This window comes from Pseudomonas sp. JV449 (assembly GCF_032424295.1).
Lineage (GTDB): Bacteria > Pseudomonadota > Gammaproteobacteria > Pseudomonadales > Pseudomonadaceae > Aquipseudomonas > Aquipseudomonas marginalis.
On sequence record NZ_VYKD01000005.1, the window covers coordinates 637662 to 655620 of the forward strand.

Consider the following 17959-nt stretch of genomic DNA (forward strand, 5'->3'; position numbering starts at 1 on the left):
TTCTCAAATAAGATTTTCGCAGGTTATTTGCTCGGTTCAATCCGCACGATGCCATCGGCCGAGACCACGGTTTTCACCGGCAACAGGGCGGGCAGGGCGTTGAGCAGGGCATCCGGATCATTCACGTCCAGATTGCCCGAGACTTTCAGGTGCGCCACCGCGTTGCTGACCTGCAACGGTGCCTGCGGGCGATACAGGCCCAGTTCATCGATCAGGCTGGCCAGTTCACGGTTGCGGAATGACAAGTGCCCGCTGCGCCAATCGGCCACTTCTTCGGCCGTGAGGGTTTGCTGTTGCAAGGTGCCCTTGGCGTAGCTGTAGATGGCGCGTTGCTGGGCGCCGAGCAGGGAAACGGGGCTTTTGGCGGATGGCTCGAAAGCGACCTGGCCGTGGGCGACGCTGACCACCAGTTGCTGCTGGCTGCGGCGCACATCGAAGCCGGTGCCGACCACCCGCACATTTGCTTCGCCGGCTTGAACGAACAACGGCCGCTCTTTGTCGGCCGCCACTTCGATATACACCTGGCCCTTGTCCAGGTGCACGATGCGCTGGTGGGCGCTGAAGTCCACGCGCAGGCGGGTGTTGGCATTCACCGACAGGGTGCTGCCATCGGGCAGGTTCAGGGTGCGCACGCCCTTGGCATGGGCCGCCACCTGGCTGTGATACAACTCGCGGGGCGCACCGATGTGGGGGGCCAATACGGCGCATAGCACGGCGGCGGCTACGGCCAGGGCCGGGCGCAATACCGATGCTTTGCGCTTGGGCAGCGCCACGGGGTTGTTCAGTTGCTGCAACTGGGCCAGGTCGGCCCACAGTTGCTCGAATTCGGCATAGGCGCGGGCATGGGCGGGCGTGGCCTGCCAGGCGGCAAAGGCCTTGCGGTCGGCACGGCCTGTGTCGTTACGGTTGCGCGCAAACCAACTGGCGGCTTGGGCATCGATGGCGTCACTGGCTTCGATATCCAGGCCGTCGGTGTCGCTCAGGCGGTTCATTCTGGCTGCTCCGTGCCGGGGTCGTTTTGAAGGCGTCGCTTGCAATGCAGCAGGGCAAAAGCGATGTGCTTTTCCACCATGCTCGTCGAAATACCCATGCGCTCGGCGATCTGCGCCTGGCTCAGGCCTTCGAAGCGGTGCAGCATAAGGGCTTCTCGCCGGCGGGGCGAGAGTTCGGCGAGGACTTCTTTCAACTGTTCCAGGCGTTGCAAGCGCTGGGCGGCGGCCAGGGGGTCGTTTTGCTCGTCGGTGATCGGTTCCGCGTCCCTGTCGGCCTGATCTGGGTGGACGGTCTGCCGTACCTTCTGTTTGCGCCAGTGATCACGCAGCAGGTTGCGTGCCATCTGGAACAAAAATGCCCGTGGCTGTTCGACCTTGGCCCGGTCGCGGTAGTCCAGCCACTGGGTAAAGACGTCCTGGGTCATGTCCGCCGCGTCGCTGGCGTTGTCCGTGCGTCTGCGCAGGAAATACAGAATATCTGCATAGAACCCGCGAAAGGCATCGGCCGACACCGGGTCGGGCTTGGGACGAGACATGGATATCCTTCTTGACGAAGCACGACGTGGAAAAGTCGCGAATGATATCGAGAACTATTGTCATTTGTCTCTATTTTAGACGGGCCCGGATTAAAATATAGGGAGGAGGCAAACCCCTCCCACATAAGGTCGCAGTTTTACCGCAGCAAGGTCTTCAGTTGTTCGATCCCTGCTTCACCCAATGGAAACACCGGCAAGCGAGGCTCGCCCGCCTCCAACCCGGTCAGGCGCAGCCCGGCCTTGATCGTCGCCGGCAACCCGCCCTTGAGGATGAACTCCAGCAACGGCAACTGCTGATAAAACAGCTCGCGCGCCTTGTCCAGGTCATTGGCCAGCACTGCCGCATACAATGCCAGGTTCAGGTGCGGGATCAGGTTGGGCGCCGCCGTGCACCAACCCTTGGCTCCGGCCGCAAAGGCTTCCAGGGCCAGCGGGTTGCAGCCGTTGTAGAACGGCACGTCGCTGTGGCGCCGCAGTTGATGCATGCGTTGAACGTCCCCGGTGCTCTCCTTGACCATCGTCACATTTGCCACCTGCTTGACGATACGCAGGATCAGATCCACCGACATGTCCGTACCGCTGGTGGCCGGGTTGTTGTAGAGCATGATCGGCACGCCGATGCTGTCGCCGATCGCGGCGTAGTGGGCGAGGATTTCCGCCTCGCTGAGCTTCCAATACGAGGCCGGCAGCACCATCACCACATCCGCGCCATTGGCTTCGGCGTAGCGGGCGCGGCGCACGGCCTTGGCGGTGGTCAGGTCGGAGACGCTGACCACCGTGGGCACGCGCCGGGCGATTTTTGCCAGGCTGTAGGCGCTGACTTCGTCCCACTCGGCATCGCTCAAATACGCACCTTCACCGGTGCTGCCCAGGGGCGCGATGGCGTGCACGCCGCTGTCGATCAAACGGTCGATGGAACGACCGAGGGCGTCGAGGTCGATGCGCTGGCCGTCAGCGCTGAACGGGGTGATGGTGTAGCCGATGATGCCGTGAATAGTTGGGCTGGACATGGAAAGTCTCCGGTAGAAAAAGGGCGGGTCAGTTCAGGCAATCGGCGTGCTGGCGCAGGTTCTGCCGCACGTAGTAATTGAACGCGGCGCCGTGGCGCTTGGGGCGGGAAATCCAGGCATGGGCTTCGCGCCCCAGTTGCGGCAGGATCGGCTTGATCGCACCGGCTGCCATGGCGAGCAACTGCAACTTGGCCGCGCGTTCGATCAACTGCGCGATCACGCAGGCTTCCTCGACACTCGCCCCGGTCGACAACTGGCCGTGGTGCGACAGCAGGATCGCGCGCTTGTCGCCCAGGGCCTCGGTGATGATTTCCCCCTCTTCATTGCCCACCGGCACACCCGGCCAGGCCTCCAGGAACGCGCAGTCTTCGTACAACGGGCAAAGGTCCATGTGGGACACCTGCAACGGCACTTCCAACATCGACAGCGCAGCGATATGGGTCGGGTGCGTATGAATAATGCAATTCACATCCGCTCGCCCGCGGTACACCCAGCTGTGAAAGCGGTTGGCCGGGTTGGGGATGCCGTGACCTTCCAGCACCTCAAGATCCTCGTTTACCAGCAACAGGTTGCTGGCCGTGATTTCATCAAAACCCAGGCCCAGTTGCTGGGTGTAGTAGGTGCCCTGTTCAGGCCCGCGCGCGGTGATCTGGCCGGCGAGGCCGGAGTCGTGGCCGTGTTCGAACAGGATTCGGCAAGTGAGCGCCAGCTTTTGCCGGACGGTCCACGTATTATCCGCCAGGGTGTTTTGCATCTGGACCAGCGCTTGCTTGACCAGTTGGTCTTTGGGGAGTGCTAATGTCTTGGCCATATCGGTGTCCTTTGGGTGGTTCAATGGACGTCGGATTTGCTGGTCTCCCTCTGCTCGCAAGGTCGTTGGGTGAGGCAAATGACACTAATGATGCTATATGACACAAAGTGTCATTGGCAAGCGCAGCTTATCGCTTCTGCATGGATTAACCGCAGCACATGTCTATCCGTTTGAAATTATTGAGGAAAAAGCTTGGCGTAACCTTGGAGGCCCTGGCTGAAAAATCCGGGATGACCAAGAGTTACCTGTCCAAGGTCGAGCGCGGGCTCAACACGCCGTCGATTGCCGCTGCGCTGAAACTGGCCAAGGCGTTGAACGTGAAGGTCGAAGAACTGTTCAGCGAAGACCGCGTCAGCCTCGACAGCTACAGCCTGGTGCGCAGCCATGAGCGGCCCGACACCGCGCCGGGTTACGCAGTACTGGCCCATCAGGTCAGTGAGCGCAGCTTGTTGCCGTTCATCATCTACCCGCCGGCGCAATTCTCCGACAAAACCTTCAAGGAGCACCTTGGAGAGGAGTTCTTGTTCGTGCATGAAGGGGCGGTAGAAGTGGATTTCATGAACGAGCGGGTGATTCTGGAGCGCGGCGATGCGCTGCATTTCAATGCCCAGAAGCCGCATCGGCTGCGTTCGGTAGGGCCTGTGCAGGCGCAGCTATTGGTGGTTGTACACAGCTCGCAAGAATGACCGCGCTGACGGTTTGAAATGCGATCGATATGGGCGGGAGCAAGCCCCTCCCACCGGTGGCTCAACGTTCGACAGGTACCGACAGGGCCGGATCTCCCAACGGATGCGTGCGCGCGGCAAAAAACTTCAACTGCGCGCCACTGCCATCAAACAACTGCGAATACCGCCGCTTCTGCTGGCGAATAAACCCGTCGCTGCGGCCCGATACCGAGATCGCCAGGGTCGCGGGGCGGGCCTGGCGAATTGCATCCACCACGTGTTGGTCCTGCGGCCCCAGGTCATGGCCAAAGATGCACAGCGCGCCCTCATGGCTCAGCAACTGTTCATAGCAGAACGACAGGTAATCCGAGCTGCGGATGGTCTTGAGCTTCTCTTGCACCGTGCCTTCGTTGATAAACAGCGGCACATCGTCCAGGGTCTTGATCGTGTTGTTGATCGCAAAGCTGCTGAGCAAGGTGCTGTCGGTGCTCGGCAATTTGCGTGCGGTGCCGTCAAGGTTGCGCACCAGGTGCAGGCCGCCGTGCAGGTAGAGGACGCGCGTGGTATCGGTGTGGGTGTTGCGCAGGTCGAAGCTCGAGTCAGCGCTGCGGAACAGGTCGTCGATGCCCGGCGTGTGCAGGATCGCCCAATAGTTGAGCAGGTCGTAATTGGTGGTGAACACGCTGGTGTAGTTCGCCAGTTCGCGGTTGATCGTCGCCAGCGTCGACGGCTGCACCAGCCGCCACGGAATGTGCACGGCGTGGATGGTATTGATCAGCGCTTCCTTGATCGCGTAGTAGCGATTACGCGGTGCCGCCGAGCTGACCGCCAGGGCCTTGTTGACTCGGCTGGTGGTTTTCAATGCCCCCAGGGTCTGCTCGAAGCTGCGGGTCTGCAGGGCGTCGAACACGCTGAGCTCGGATGGGCCGAGGGGTTTTTCTTCGACGGTGCGTGCGTTTTCGAACAGCGAGTCGTAGGCAAAGTCTTCCCAAATCGTGCGGCTCGCGCCATTGCCGATCAGAATCCCACTGAAGGTGGTGCTGCTGCGCAGGGTGCTCCAGTCTTCAAGGTGGGCGTCAATATCCTGGAAATCCTTCATTGCTGTGGGTCTACTCGAAATCGGCTGGATGGCGACTTTATCACGAGCCGGCGTTGATCCTGGTCAAGATGCCGCAGGCAAGTGAGGTTGATGCTGTAGGCATACACGTCATCCGAGGATTCGCCATGAGCAGCACCTTCTTCATTCCCGCCGTCAACATCATGGGCACCGACTGCCTCGACGAAGCCATGAACGCCATTCGCAACTACGGTTTTCGCAAAGCGCTGATCGTCACCGACGCGGGCCTGGCCAAGGCGGGCGTGGCCAGCATGATCGCCGAGAAGTTGGCGATGCAGGACATCGATTCGGTGGTCTACGACGGCGCCAAGCCCAACCCCAATGTGGAAAACGTCGAGAAAGGCTTGGCGTTGCTGCAGCAGAGCGCCTGCGATTTCGTAGTGTCCCTGGGCGGCGGTTCGCCCCATGACTGTGCCAAGGGCATCGCCCTGTGCGCCACCAACGGCGGGCATATCAGCGACTACGAAGGCGTCGACCAATCCAGCAAGCCACAGATGCCCTTGGTGGCGATCAACACCACCGCCGGCACCGCCAGCGAGATGACCCGTTTCTGCATCATCACCGACGAAACCCGCCACGTAAAAATGGCCATCGTCGACCGCAACGTCACGCCGCTGCTGTCGGTCAACGACCCGAGTCTGATGGTCGGCATGCCCAAGGGCCTCACCGCCGCCACCGGCATGGACGCCCTGACCCACGCCATCGAAGCCTACGTGTCCACGGCGGCCACTCCGATCACTGACGCCTGCGCGATCAAGGCCATCGAACTGATCAGCGCCAACCTGCGCCTGGCCGTACGCGACGGCAGCGACAAGGCCGCGCGGGAAAACATGGCCTATGCCCAGTTCCTCGCAGGCATGGCGTTCAACAATGCCTCCCTGGGTTTCGTGCATGCCATGGCCCACCAACTCGGCGGTCTCTACGACCTGCCTCACGGCGTGTGCAACGCGGTGCTGCTGCCCCATGTGCAAAGCTTCAATGCCAGCGTCAGTGCCAAGCGCTTGAGCGATGTCGGCCGCGCGCTGGGCGCGGACACCCAGGGTATTACTGTGGAAGAGGGGGCTCAGGCGGCCATCGCGGCTATTCGAGCGTTGTCCCAAGACGTTGAAATCCCCGCCGGCCTGCGCGAACTGGGGGCCAAGTTGCAGGACATTCCGCTGCTGGCTACCAATGCATTGAAGGACGCGTGCGGGCTGACCAACCCACGGCGCGCCGATCAGCGTCAGATTGAGGAGATCTTTCGCAGCGCGTTCTGACGGCGCAGCCTCAAGCTGCAAGCGTTAAGCTACAAGCTGTTAAGGTGCGAGTCTCGCACTGCATTCAACTTGAGCATGAAGCTTGCGGCTTGCCGCTGAGGTCCCCTTATGAGAGTTCTGTTATTCGGTGCCACCGGCATGGTCGGCCAGGGCGTCCTGCGCGAGTGCCTGCTGGCCGATGACGTACAGGAAGTCGTCGCCGTCGGCCGCACGCCCCTGACCCGGGAACACGGCAAGTTGCATCAGGTGTTGCACAGCGACATGCTGGATTTCCAACCCCTGGAAAACCTGCTGCAAGGGTTTGACGCGTGTTTCTTCTGCCTCGGCGTCTCCTCGGCGGGCCTGAATGAAATCAAGTACACCCACCTCACTTATGACCTGACCCTCGTCGCCGCCAGCACCCTGGCGCGGCTTAATCCGCAAATGACGTTCATCTACGTGTCCGGCGCCGGTACCGACAGCTCCGAGGCGGGCAAGTCGATGTGGGCGCGGGTCAAGGGCAAGACCGAGAATGCCCTGCTGCGCCTGCCGTTCAAGGCGGTGTACCTGTTCCGGCCGGGGATCATTCAGCCGCTGCACGGTGTGCGCTCGAAGACGCCGTTGTATCAAGCCTTCTATTCCGTGCTCGGGCCAGTGCTGTCCTTGGTGCGTCGGGTCAAGCCGGGCTGGGTGGTGAGCACGGAGACTGTCGGCCGGGCGATGCTCGCGGCGGTGCGCCATGGCGCGCCGCAACCGGTGGTGGAACAGGCCGAGATCAATCGCCTGGCGTCCGAGCGCGCCTGATGTTGCACAAGAGCCTGGTGCGTCGCCTTGACTTGATCACCCTGCAGCTGTTCGTCGCGGTGTTCGAAGAGGGCACCCTGACCCGCGCCGCCGCCCGCGAAGCCATCGCCGTGTCGGCAGCCAGCAAGCGTTTGATGGAGCTGGAGCAGGTGCTGGGGGTGAGCCTGTTCGTGCGACGGGCCAAGGGCATGGACCTCACCGCCGCCGGCGAAACCCTGCTGCATCATGCCCGGCAGATGCTGTTCAACGTGGAAAAAATGGGCCTGGAACTGGGCGAACACAGCCACGGCGTGCGCGGTTACGTGCGGATGCTGGCCAATCTCTCGGCGATTATTCAGTTTCTTCCAGAAGACTTGCGGGATTTTTCCGAGCTGCATCCCGAAGTGAAAACCGACCTTGAAGAGCGCCCCAGCAATGGCGTGGTGCAAGGTGTGCTGGATGGGGTGGCGGACCTGGGGATCTGCTCCAGTGATACCGACACCAAGGGCCTGCCCAGCGTGACCTATCGCCACGACAAACTGGTGGTATTGATGCCGGCGGATCACCCGTTGGCGCCGCGCGAAAGCCTGGCCTTCGCCGAGACCCTGGACAGTGACTACGTGGGCCTGCACGCCGCCAGCTCGATCAACATGCGCACCCACGCCGCCGCGCGCGAGGCCGGCAAGACACTGCGCCTGCGTATTCATGTGCCGGGCTTTGATGCGATGTGCCGGATGGTCCAGGCGAACATGGGCATCGGCATCCTGCCGCTGAAGGCCTATGAGTTGTTTGGCCGTGCCCTGGGCCTGCATGCCGTGCCACTGACCGATGCCTGGTCGGACCGCAGTTTGATCCTGGTGGTGCGCGATGAGGCGCAGTTGTCACCCGTGAGCCGGCTGCTGTTCGATTACCTGAGCGTTCGCATTCAGCGAACGCTCCTTGCCAACTGACGGTTGGATTTTTCCTGTCCCTGTCCTCTAGCCTTGGCTGCACATTCCAAGAATAAGAGGTACACCCCATGACGGCTCCCTTGAGCGGTATCAAGGTGATCGAGATCGGCACGCTGATTGCCGCGCCGTTCGCCGCCCGGCTGATGGCCGAGTTCGGTGCCGAGGTGATCAAGATCGAAGCCCTGGGGCAGGGCGATCCACTTCGTAAATGGCGAAAGCTGCATGAAGGCACCTCGCTGTGGTGGTACCTGCAATCGCGCAACAAGAAATCCCTGGCGCTGGACCTCAAGTCCGCTGAAGGCCTGGACCTGATCAAGCAACTGCTCGGCGACGCCGATGTGCTGATCGAAAACCTGCGCCCCGGTGGCCTGGAAAAACTCGGCCTGGGCTGGGACGTACTGCACGCGCTCAACCCCAAGCTGACCCTGGTGCGTATCTCCGGCTACGGCCAGACCGGCCCGTACCGCGACCGCCCTGGTTTCGGTGCCATCGGCGAAGCCATGGGCGGGATTCGCTACACCACCGGCAACCCCGATTCGCCCCCGGCGCGGGTCGGCGTCAGCCTCGGCGACTCCCTGGCGTCGTTGCATGGCGTGATCGGCGCGCTGATGGCGTTGTTGCGGGTCAAGACCGGCCAGGGCGACGGGCAGATTGTCGATGTGTCCCTGGCGGAAAGCGTGTTCAACCTGATGGAAAGCCTGGTGCCCGAATACGACATGCTCGGCCACGTGCGTGAGCGCAGCGGCGGTGCCTTGCCCGGTATCGCACCTTCGAATACCTACCTGACCGCCGACGGTGCCTATGTGGTGATCGCCGGTAACAGCGACCCGATCTACAAGCGCCTGATGACCACCATCGGCCGTGCCGACCTGGCCGAAGCCGCCGAATTCGCCCACAACGATGGTCGTGCGGCGAAAAGCGCTTTGCTCGATGCCGCCATCACCCACTGGACCAGCAGCCTGCCTATCGAGCAGGTGCTCAGCGCCCTGGAAGCCGCCGAAGTGCCGGCCGGGCGCATCTACTCCGTGGCCGATATCGTCAGCGACCCGCACTACCAGGCGCGCGACATGTTGCTCAATGCCGAGCTGCCGGGCGGTGTGTCGGTGAAGATGCCCGGCATCGTGCCCAAGCTCTCGGAAACCCCCGGCGCCGTGAACTGGCAGGGCCCGAGCCTGGGCCAGCACACTGATGACATCCTCGGCAGCCTGGGCCTTACGGTTGCCGACATTCAACGCCTGAAAACCTCGGGAGTGGTGCAATGATCACTGACTATTGCGACCCGCTGATCGTGCAGGAAGTGTCCCCGCGCGATGGCCTGCAAATCGAACCGACCTGGGTTGAAACCGCTGACAAGATCGCCCTGATCGACCAGCTTTCCCTGGCCGGGTTTTCGCGGATCGAAGCCGGTTCTTTCGTGTCGCCCAAGGCCATCCCTGCATTGCGCGATGGCGAACACGTGTTCCAGGGCATCGAGCGTAAAGCCGGTGTGATCTACGTTGCGCTGATCCCTAACCTCAAGGGCGCCCAGCGCGCCGTCGAGTCGCGCGCCGATGAACTGAATCTGGTGATGTCGGCCAGCCAGACCCACAACCTGGCGAATATGCGCATGCGGTGCGAGGCGTCGTTGGCGGCATTCGACGATATCGTCAGCTTTGCCGCCGGGCACCCGGTACGCCTCAACGGCAGCATCGCCACCACCTTTGGCTGCCCGTTCGAAGGCAGGATCGATGAAGACCGCGTACTGCAACTGGTCGACGCCTATCTGCAACTGGGCATCCAGGGCATCAGCCTTGCCGACACCACTGGCATGGCCAACCCGCGCCAGGTGGAACGCCTGGTCAAGCGCGTGTTGCAACGCGTGCCCGCCAGCGACCTGACCCTGCATTTTCATAACACCCGCGGCCTGGGCCTGTGCAATGTGCTGGCCGCCTACGAAGCCGGGGCACGGCGTTTTGACGCGGCGTTGGGTGGCCTGGGTGGGTGCCCGTTTGCGCCGGGGGCGTCGGGCAATATCTGCACCGAAGACCTGGTCAACCTGTGTGAAGAGGTCGGCATTCACACCGGAGTCGACCTGCCGCACCTGCTGAGCCTGTCCCGCCGCTTGCCGGCCTTGCTGGGCCATGAATTACCCGGCCAGGTGGCCAAGGCCGGGCGCAATTGCGACCTGCATCCGCCGCCGGACTACATCGCCGCCTTGTAACGCCATACCAGACAACAAAAACAATCGGACGCCTGTGAGCAGTCCGCTGGAGAGAAACCATGAGCACTAATACGTTGGAGGCCGGCGCGCGCCCGGCCGCTGAAATCGATGCCGAAAAAGCCCTGGTCAGCAAGGTCGCCTGGCGCCTGATGCCGCTGATCATGGTGTGTTACCTGTTCGCGTTTTTTGACCGCATCAACATCAGCTTTGCCAAGTTCCAGCTGCAGGCCGACCTCAGCCTGAGCGATACCGCCTACGGCCTGGGCGCCGGGTTGTTCGTGGTGGGGTATGTGATCTTTGAAGTGCCGAGCAACATGATGCTGTACAAGGTCGGCGCGCGGCGCTGGATCGCGCGGATCATGATGTCGTGGGGCCTGGCCACGGCGGCCATGGTGTTTGTCACCGCCGAATGGCAGTTCTATGGCCTGCGTTTCATCATCGGTGCGATGGAGGCGGGCTTCGCGCCCGGTGTGCTGTATTACCTGACGTTGTGGTTCCCGCAGCACTTCCGCGGGCGCATTACCTCGATGCTGTTCCTGGCGTCCGCCTTTGCCGGCCTGGTAGGTGCGCCGTTCTCCGGCCTGGTGCTGGAACACCTCGACGGCGTGCTGCAGATGCGCGGCTGGCACTGGCTGTTCCTGCTCGGCGGCTTGCCCTGCATCGGCTTGGGCTTGCTGGTGCTGACCTTGCTCAAGGACCGTATCGAAGACGCGCACTGGCTGACGCCGGCGGAGAAGACTTTGCTGTCGAGCCGTATTGCCCGGCATGAGCCGAACACACATGGCGGCTCACTGCTGTCGGCGATCCGCATTCCCGGCTTCCTGATGCTCGGGTTTATCTACTTCCTGATCCAGGTGGCGTCTTACGGCCTCAACTTCTGGGCGCCGCAGCTGATCCGCAGCGCCGGCACCCAAAGCCCGGTGATGATCGGCCTGCTCACCGCGATTCCCTATGTGTGCGGCGCGATCAGCATGGTGGTGATCGGGCGGCTGTCGGACGCGACCGGCGAGCGCCGCAAGTTTGTCTGCGGCTTGGTGGTGCTGGGCGCGGTGGGCTTCTTCAGTGCCGGGATCTTTGCCGACCACACCACCTTCCTGATCATCGCCCTGGGCATGTTGGGCGCCGGCATCATCGCGTCGATCCCGACCTTCTGGACCCTGCCACCCAAGTTGCTGGCCGGTGCCGGCGCAGGCGCGGCGGGCGGGATTGCGGTGATCAATACCCTCGGGCAGTTCGGCGGCATTGTCAGCCCGGTGATGGTGGGGCGGATCAAGGACCTTACCGGCAGCACCACCCCGGCACTCTATGTGATCGGCGTGTGCGCGTTGTTGGCGGCGGCCCTGCTGCTGTGGGGCCTGCCGCAAAAGCTGCGCACCCTCGACAAGGCCTGATCAGCCGGCGTTTGTCAGCGCTCGGGCCGGTGTGGCGCTGAACTGAATCAACGCCACGCCGCCCATCAACAACAACGCGCCAAGGATTCGGGGCGTTGTCAGTGAGCGCTCGGCCAAGCCAAACAGGCCGAAGTGATCCAGCAGCAGCGACGCGAGAATTTGCCCGGCCATGGCCAGGGCGATAAATCCCGACGCGCCCAGCTTGGGCAGCAGCGTCAACGCCAGCGCGATAAAGCACACGCCAAACGCGCCCCCGGCCCACATCCACAGCGGCGCCTTGGTGATAAATGCGAGGCCGGGCAGCGGCAGGCGCAGCGCCACGATCACCGGCAGCAGCACGAGGATGCTCACCAGCAGCGACGCCAGGGTGGCCCACAACGGATGCCCAAGGCCGCGTCCGAGGTTGGCATTGATCGCACTTTGAAACGGCACTACCGCCCCGGCGATCACCGCCAATAACAAAAAACCGGCCCAATGCAACGTCGTCATGGCGAATCTCCCAGAGGTTTTGCTGGACTCTAGGCTATTCGTCACGCAAATTTAAATTCCAAGTTTTTATACAGAACATGCAGCTGATGAATGATCTGCGCCGCATCGACCTTAACCTGTTGGTGGTCCTTGACGCCTTGCTCAGTGAGCAACACGTCACCCGCGCCGCCGAGCGTTTGCACCTCAGCCAGCCGGCAGTGAGCCACGCGCTGGCGCGCTTGCGCGATTTATTGGGTGACCCGTTGCTGGTACGCCAGGGCGGCATGTTAGTGCCCACGGCCCGTGCCCTGGAGTTGGCGGCGCCATTGGCTGAAGCCCTGGCCCAGGTGCAGGCGCTGCTGGCGCCGAATCGCTTTGACCCGGCATCGGCCAAGCGCCGGTTTCGCGTGGCGATGTCGGACTACAGTGCGGCGATTTTCCTGCCGGGTCTGGTCCGCGTCCTGCGGCGTGAGGCGCCCGGTATCGACCTGCAAATCATCCAGGCCAGCCGCGAAGGCATGGTCGACGGTGTGCTCAATGGTGATCTGGACCTGGCTGCCGGTGTCTTCCCCGACATGCCCGCCGAGCTGCGCACTGCGCCGTTGTTCGAAGAGCATTACACCTGCCTGCTGGACCGCAACAGCCTGCCGCACAACGGTGTGCTCGACCTGCCCACGTATCTGTCGCGTCCCCACGTACTGCTGGAAATGCGCGGCAGCGGCGCGCCGGAAATCGAACGAGCGCTGACGGCGATTCGTGAACGACGGCATGTGGCGATCAGCCTGCCGCACTGGGGGGTGGCGCCGCAGTTGATTGAGGGCACGGACTTGATTCTCACCGTATCGTCGCGAGGCTTGCTGAATATTGATCACCCGCATCTGGTCGCCGTGGCGCCGCCGTTTCATATTCCGTCGTTTACCTTTGAACTGGCGTGGCATGCGCGACGAGGCGGGGATTCGGGGTTGCAGTGGTTGATTGGGCGAGTGCAGGGAGGGTTACAGGGCTGAATGGTTGCTACCAGGATGTCGGTGGCTGGCGACGTGTATGAAAAATTCGCATCACTTGTAATCGTCCATCTCGAATCCGGTAGGGAACGATGTAAGGCCATCGAGGCACTACCCACTCCCGCGTTCCTGGCACTCGACCTTCCTTTCCCACTGCAGGAAATTCAGCGACATGTCCTAGCCCAACCATGATGGCCTGGACGAACTCATGGGCGGCTTTGGGATTTTCCTGCGCAATGTACGCGGCTTCATCATCAAGGTTCTTGAGGGCTGTCCTCAGCCACTCAACCTGCATTGGTGCGCCATTTATCGGCGACGGCTTTTACTTCCGCAGCCGTTGCGAACTCGCCTGCGTCTGCTTCTTTCAATGCTTTTTGAATTTCTTCGATTTGCCACGCTTCGCGCGTCAAATATTCGCGTAATGCATCGACTGCGAGAAAGGATTTGCTGCGCCCGGTCGCCTTGGCGAGACTGGCAAGCGTGGCGGCGATGTCTTCGGGTATGCGTAGGGACATAACAGACATGGGGAGCCTCGATGTAGTGATATGTAGTGCAACATACTACATTGTCATCTCTTCACGATTTACCCCCGTTCGTCAGGGGGGGCCGATAAGGAAAATGCTCATGCTCTCAGGCCTCAATCACTTGACCCTGTCGGTCACCGATTTGCAGCGCAGCGTCACCTTTTACCATGAGTTGTTGCAACTCAAGCTCGAGGCTACTTGGGACTCCGGCGCCTATTTGTCATTGCCGGGCCTATGGCTATGCCTGTCGCTTGATCCGCTGCACGAGTCGAAGCCAGGGGCCGATTACACCCACTATGCGTTTACAGTCGCAACGAGTGAGTTCGCTGCGCTGGTCTCGCGTCTGCGCGCCGCCAAGGTGCAAGAGTGGCGCGACAATCGCAGCGAAGGTGCCTCGTTCTATTTCCTCGATCTCGACGGCCATAAGCTCGAAGCCCATGTCGGCGACCTGGCTTCGCGTCTGTTGGCTTGCCGCGACAATCCCTATGCGGGAATGAGGTTTTACCCATAGCGCAGGAACGTGCAGAATCCGTCCACCTTCCTACGTTTTGTCAGAGTCGCGCCCATGACCCCCTCCTTGCTGCTCGCCGTCCTCGCTTCGGGTTTTATCTACGGTATTACGCCTGGCCCCGGCGTATTGGCGGTGTTTGGCATCGGCGCCGCCCGGGGGCGTCGTGCCGGGGCGGGGTTTCTGTGCGGGCACTTGCTCGGCGATGTGCTGTGGTGCAGTACGGCGCTGATCGCGATTGTGGGCGCGCGGGAAGTAGGCAGCAGCGCGTTCGATGTGCTCGGCGTGCTCAGTGGGCTGTACCTGTTCTGGCTCGGCTGGCGCGCGATTCGTACCCAGCGTCGCAGCAGTGAAGCCCCCCAGGGCGCGGCGCGGCATCCGTTCTGGCACGGCATCCTGTTCGGCTTGACCAACCCCAAGGCGTATCCGGTGGCCGTGGCGACATTTACTGCATTGCTGTCCAGCCGCGCCGAATTGCTGACCTGGTCGATGCTGCCGGCGTTGATCTTCCTGAGCTTCGTCGGTGGCCTGTTGGCCTACGCGATCCTGATCGGCGTGGTCGGTGCCCAGCGGGTGCGCACCGTGTATCAGCGCCATGAAATCCTCATCACCAGGCTCTGCGGCGTGATGTTTATCGGCTTCGCCATCAATGCCCTGGCCCATGCGCTGCCAGGCCTGTTCGGCAGCAAACCCGCCTGACGGGCCACGACCGTTCGTCGCACGGGTAAGTTTTTTCTAAACCTTTGCCGCCCGGAAAATTCAAATTCAGGGCGAGGTGTCTTTCCCCGCACCTATTTTTGCCCTGGAGGAACCCATCATGAGCCGCATGGCTATCCGGTTACGCACCGCCAGTTTCGCGATGCTGCTGGGCCTCGGCGCCAGCAATGCTTTCGCCCAGTCGCCTGCTGAATTCATCGAGCAGGCTTCGGCCAAAGGCATGGCCGATATCGAAACCAGTCGCATGGCCCACGCCAAGACCTCGTCCCAGGAAATCAAGGACTACACCATCGAGGTGATCAACGAGCGCACCCTGGCCAACCAGCATTTGGCGGCGATCGCCAAGAAGCTCGACCTGCCAGTGGCCCCACGGGAGAAGATCGTCGACAAGGCCGAAACCCTGATGCCCGAACTCAAGGACGGCGACTCCTTCGACGCGGCCTACACCGCGCAGCAAGTGAAGGAAAACGAAGACGCCATTGCCCTGTTCAAGCGCGAAGGGGCGGCCTCGGACGTGCCGGAAATCAAGGCACTGGTGGATGAGACGCTGCCCAAGCTGGAAGAACGTCTGCAAAAGGCCCGAGCCCTGGCCTCGACCTACGGTAAGGGCCATCAAGGCGATGGTTGAGCCCTTCGCTTGATATGAAAAACGGCGGTTGGATCATGTCCAACCGCCGTTTTTTTACGCCTGGTTCAGGTCGGTTTTGTTCGGGGCCGCGTCATCGGCCGCGTGGCCGCAACTGCTGTTCAGGCTTACGGTGCCGGTGTTGCCGATGCTGCGGTATTCCTGGCGCAGTTTTTCCAGCTCCTTGCGGTCCAGGCCATCCAGGCTCAGCACGGCGTTCTGCGCATCCTTGGAGACCCGCAGCAGTTCATCGATCTTGATGTGCAGGATGTCGTTATCGCGGTTTTGCGTGTTCTGGATCAGGAACACCATCAGGAAGGTGATGATGGTGGTCGAAGTGTTGATGATCAACTGCCAGGTGTCGTTGTAGTGGAAGTACGGACCGCTCAAGCTCCACAGGAAAATCAACGCGACCGCCGCATAGAACGTCCGGGCACTGCCTGCCCAACGGGACAGGGATTGTGAGACTGCAGAGAATTTCATGACCGTTTTCCTTAAAGGTGAGTGATGAAAATACTGACCACAGGCACGCTCTGAAATTTCTTTTTACAACTTAGGGTGTGAACAACATTGTGCGTTTTCTGCAGGGTTCTTAGGAGTGAGCCTACGGCGCTCTGCAGCGATAGGCGCAAGACTGGGTTTTTATGCGGAAATTCCCATGCACGCTGATACCGCCTGCGACCTGCCTACGCTTTATCACCAGACCGAAGATCATTATTTCGCCGCGACGTGCTCGCAGCATCGCCACTACAACGCTTGTATCAACGCTTACTTTACCGGCGAATATTTCGACCCGTGGAACCTGCTGTTTATCCGAGTCGGCAGTGCCCCGATGGGGGGGGCTATGGCAGCGCCCCTGGACTTGCTTCGTCGTATCTTTCTGGATACGCGCGTCGTGATTCATGAGGAAAAGGTCGGTGCGGTAGCCGAGGCCCTCATCGGGCTGGGTTTTCAGCCTGCCGAAAAGACCACTGCGATGGTCCTCGATCTGTCGGGCTTTGTTTCATCTACGGATGACCGCTCGGTGCAGATCAGCTTGACTCGGAACCTGGCCCACTGGGCAGTTCCCCTTGGCAATGCGTTTTCGATGGCGCCCGAGGGTGTTGCACGTTATCAAGCCCGGCACCAGCGGGCTCTTGAAGCGGGCCAATCGCTTCACCACTTCATCCTTTCCACCGAGGGGCAGGTGAGGTGTTCGTTGACTTTATCCATGTGGAATGGGGAGGCACGGCTTAGCGATTTCGGCACGCTCGTGGATTTTCGCGCAAGAGGTTATGGCACACGATTGCTTCAAGCCGCCCTTCTTCACGCTGCAAGCCTGGGGGCCCGGCGCTGTTTTCTTGAAGCGACGATGGAGGGGATCTCGCTGTATCGCAAGCTGGGTTTCGAAGGCTTATTCGATTACCAGGCTTTTACTCGGGGGCCGGTTGCAATCGCCTGATCAGAAGCTCATTTTCACCTGGCTGCGGTCCTCAAGCGTCAACAGATACTGCTTGGCGTCGAGTCCTCCGGCAAACCCGGTCAAGGTGCCCGAGGCACCAATCACTCGATGGCACGGCGCAATGATCGAGATAGGATTGCGCCCATTGGCAGCGCCCACGGCACGTACGGCTTTCGGGTTGCCGATCTGCCGGGCGATCTGGCTGTAGCTGCGGGTTTCGCCAAAAGGAATAGTCAGCAGCGCCTGCCAGACCTGCTTCTGAAAGGCGGTACCGGTGAAATCCAGTTCCAGGTCGAATGTGTGGCGAGTCCCCGCAAAGTACTCCTTCAACTGGCGCTCGGTTTCCAACAGCACCGGGCTGTCGTTGGCTTCGTGCAATTGACCCAGGCGCACACGGTTGGCGCGCTCGACTTCCCACAGGATGGCACTGAGCTTGCCATCGCGCGCCACCAGGGTGAGCTCACCGACAGGGGAAGGCATGAGCTTGTATTCGTAAGGCATGAGCGGGCTCCTCGAGGGGCAGTTGTTAAACGCTACAGGCCTACGGTATTGCCATCCGCCGGACTGAACACTACGTTTCTTGCGGTGGAATTCTTACTGGCCCTGGACATTCCAGTAAACCCAGTTGGAATAGTACGGGTACCAGTAGAACCAGGAAATCCTGTAGAGCCCCATGATGACTGAGGCCTCCCCGATGGCGACCAGGGAAATCAGATTGAACAGCGTGACGATTGCAGCGAATACGGTCACGCCTCGGCTGGCATGGCGCCTGGCAAACCCTACGCCGTAGACGGACGCGGCGATTGATCCGAGCGCCAGCCCCAGCCCCAAGGGATACGGAAGCCGCACCAGCGCGACCAGCAGTGGCAACACCAGCACCCAGCCGAGCACTTGGCGCAGTACAGGTGTGGATGTGGGTTGTTTGGGTTCAATCATGGCAATAACCCTGGGGTCGCAAGCTCAATGAAGCGACATCATCACG

Annotated in this window: 23 protein-coding genes; 12 read left to right on the forward strand and 11 right to left on the reverse strand. The window is 61.4% G+C overall.

Features of this window, described 5'->3' with window-relative positions:
• Positions 1-23: 23 nt before the first annotated feature.
• The 4 genes from F6S08_RS08220 to F6S08_RS08235 all read right to left on the reverse strand — a co-directional run bounded on the left by F6S08_RS08220 (position 24) and on the right by F6S08_RS08235 (position 3349).
• The gene (locus F6S08_RS08220) at positions 24-992 is read right to left on the reverse strand and encodes a FecR family protein (RefSeq protein ID WP_065947344.1); all 969 of its coding nucleotides are present in this window, start codon (positions 990-992) and stop codon (positions 24-26) included.
• Entirely contained in the window at positions 989-1528 is a 540-nt protein-coding gene (locus F6S08_RS08225; protein ID WP_315871507.1) for an RNA polymerase sigma factor, read from the reverse strand. The genes F6S08_RS08220 and F6S08_RS08225 overlap by 4 nt, the downstream gene beginning before the upstream one ends.
• A gap of 137 nt (positions 1529-1665) precedes the next feature.
• Entirely contained in the window at positions 1666-2538 is an 873-nt protein-coding gene (locus F6S08_RS08230; protein WP_065928253.1) for a dihydrodipicolinate synthase family protein, read from the reverse strand.
• Between the two features lie 28 nt (positions 2539-2566).
• Positions 2567-3349 (reverse strand): aldolase, encoded by a 783-nt coding sequence (locus F6S08_RS08235; RefSeq protein WP_065928252.1) that lies wholly within the window; start codon positions 3347-3349, stop codon positions 2567-2569.
• A 158-nt stretch (positions 3350-3507) separates the two neighbouring features.
• On the opposite strand from F6S08_RS08235, the gene F6S08_RS08240 reads away from it, so the two are divergent.
• Complete coding sequence (locus tag F6S08_RS08240; protein ID WP_027604369.1) at positions 3508-4035, forward strand: helix-turn-helix domain-containing protein; 528 nt, start codon at positions 3508-3510, stop codon at positions 4033-4035.
• Between the two features lie 61 nt (positions 4036-4096).
• On the opposite strand, the gene F6S08_RS08245 is transcribed toward F6S08_RS08240, so the two are convergent.
• Positions 4097-5113, reverse strand: coding sequence for a DUF4917 family protein (locus tag F6S08_RS08245; RefSeq protein ID WP_065928251.1), 1017 nt, complete (start codon positions 5111-5113; stop codon positions 4097-4099).
• A 125-nt stretch (positions 5114-5238) separates the two neighbouring features.
• Between F6S08_RS08245 and yiaY the strand changes: the two genes are divergently transcribed.
• The 6 genes from yiaY to F6S08_RS08275 all read left to right on the forward strand — a co-directional run bounded on the left by yiaY (position 5239) and on the right by F6S08_RS08275 (position 11690).
• Entirely contained in the window at positions 5239-6387 is a 1149-nt protein-coding gene (gene yiaY / locus F6S08_RS08250) for an L-threonine dehydrogenase (protein WP_065928250.1), read from the forward strand.
• Positions 6388-6495: 108 nt separating this feature from the next.
• The gene (locus F6S08_RS08255; protein WP_065947347.1) at positions 6496-7170 is read left to right on the forward strand and encodes an NAD(P)H-binding protein; all 675 of its coding nucleotides are present in this window, start codon (positions 6496-6498) and stop codon (positions 7168-7170) included.
• Complete coding sequence (locus F6S08_RS08260) at positions 7170-8099, forward strand: LysR family transcriptional regulator (RefSeq protein WP_065928247.1); 930 nt, start codon at positions 7170-7172, stop codon at positions 8097-8099. Before F6S08_RS08255 ends, F6S08_RS08260 begins: the two co-directional genes overlap by 1 nt.
• A gap of 68 nt (positions 8100-8167) precedes the next feature.
• The gene (locus tag F6S08_RS08265; protein ID WP_065928246.1) at positions 8168-9361 is read left to right on the forward strand and encodes a CaiB/BaiF CoA transferase family protein; all 1194 of its coding nucleotides are present in this window, start codon (positions 8168-8170) and stop codon (positions 9359-9361) included.
• Positions 9358-10299: a hydroxymethylglutaryl-CoA lyase gene (locus F6S08_RS08270; RefSeq protein WP_065947349.1), complete on the forward strand. Its 942-nt coding sequence runs from the start codon at positions 9358-9360 to the stop codon at positions 10297-10299. The genes F6S08_RS08265 and F6S08_RS08270 overlap by 4 nt, the downstream gene beginning before the upstream one ends.
• A gap of 59 nt (positions 10300-10358) precedes the next feature.
• Positions 10359-11690, forward strand: a complete 1332-nt coding sequence (locus F6S08_RS08275; RefSeq protein WP_027604361.1) for an MFS transporter — start codon at positions 10359-10361, stop codon at positions 11688-11690.
• Here F6S08_RS08275 and F6S08_RS08280 read toward each other — a convergent pair whose 3' ends face one another.
• Complete coding sequence (locus tag F6S08_RS08280; protein WP_065947350.1) at positions 11691-12179, reverse strand: DMT family transporter; 489 nt, start codon at positions 12177-12179, stop codon at positions 11691-11693.
• A 77-nt stretch (positions 12180-12256) separates the two neighbouring features.
• Here F6S08_RS08280 and F6S08_RS08285 point away from each other — a divergent pair, with 77 nt between their 5' ends.
• Positions 12257-13165: a LysR family transcriptional regulator gene (locus F6S08_RS08285; protein ID WP_256097803.1), complete on the forward strand. Its 909-nt coding sequence runs from the start codon at positions 12257-12259 to the stop codon at positions 13163-13165.
• Positions 13166-13172: 7 nt separating this feature from the next.
• Here F6S08_RS08285 and F6S08_RS08290 read toward each other — a convergent pair whose 3' ends face one another.
• Together F6S08_RS08290 and F6S08_RS08295 are read right to left on the reverse strand one after the other, a co-directional pair.
• Positions 13173-13457: a type II toxin-antitoxin system RelE/ParE family toxin gene (locus tag F6S08_RS08290; RefSeq protein ID WP_074844384.1), complete on the reverse strand. Its 285-nt coding sequence runs from the start codon at positions 13455-13457 to the stop codon at positions 13173-13175.
• Positions 13447-13686: a CopG family ribbon-helix-helix protein gene (locus tag F6S08_RS08295; RefSeq protein ID WP_065928241.1), complete on the reverse strand. Its 240-nt coding sequence runs from the start codon at positions 13684-13686 to the stop codon at positions 13447-13449. The genes F6S08_RS08290 and F6S08_RS08295 overlap by 11 nt, the downstream gene beginning before the upstream one ends.
• 100 nt (positions 13687-13786) lie before the next feature.
• On the opposite strand from F6S08_RS08295, the gene fos reads away from it, so the two are divergent.
• The 3 genes from fos to F6S08_RS08310 all read left to right on the forward strand — a co-directional run bounded on the left by fos (position 13787) and on the right by F6S08_RS08310 (position 15539).
• Positions 13787-14197, forward strand: coding sequence for a fosfomycin resistance glutathione transferase (fos, locus tag F6S08_RS08300; RefSeq protein WP_315871508.1), 411 nt, complete (start codon positions 13787-13789; stop codon positions 14195-14197).
• A gap of 54 nt (positions 14198-14251) precedes the next feature.
• Positions 14252-14893, forward strand: a complete 642-nt coding sequence (locus F6S08_RS08305) for a LysE family translocator (protein ID WP_027604357.1) — start codon at positions 14252-14254, stop codon at positions 14891-14893.
• Positions 14894-15011: 118 nt separating this feature from the next.
• Positions 15012-15539, forward strand: a complete 528-nt coding sequence (locus tag F6S08_RS08310) for a DUF4142 domain-containing protein (protein WP_027604356.1) — start codon at positions 15012-15014, stop codon at positions 15537-15539.
• Between the two features lie 54 nt (positions 15540-15593).
• Here the strand turns inward: F6S08_RS08310 and F6S08_RS08315 are convergent, their stop codons facing one another.
• The gene (locus F6S08_RS08315) at positions 15594-16019 is read right to left on the reverse strand and encodes a low affinity iron permease family protein (protein WP_027604355.1); all 426 of its coding nucleotides are present in this window, start codon (positions 16017-16019) and stop codon (positions 15594-15596) included.
• Positions 16020-16194: 175 nt separating this feature from the next.
• Here F6S08_RS08315 and F6S08_RS08320 point away from each other — a divergent pair, with 175 nt between their 5' ends.
• Entirely contained in the window at positions 16195-16977 is a 783-nt protein-coding gene (locus F6S08_RS08320; RefSeq protein ID WP_074844389.1) for a GNAT family N-acetyltransferase, read from the forward strand.
• Here F6S08_RS08320 and F6S08_RS08325 read toward each other — a convergent pair whose 3' ends face one another.
• Positions 16978-17478, reverse strand: coding sequence for a methylated-DNA--[protein]-cysteine S-methyltransferase (locus F6S08_RS08325; protein WP_065928237.1), 501 nt, complete (start codon positions 17476-17478; stop codon positions 16978-16980).
• A gap of 93 nt (positions 17479-17571) precedes the next feature.
• Positions 17572-17913 carry a hypothetical protein gene (locus tag F6S08_RS08330; protein WP_065928236.1) on the reverse strand — a complete coding sequence of 114 codons (342 nt, stop codon included), beginning with the start codon at positions 17911-17913 and terminating at the stop codon, positions 17572-17574.
• Positions 17914-17959: the final 46 nt, after the last annotated feature.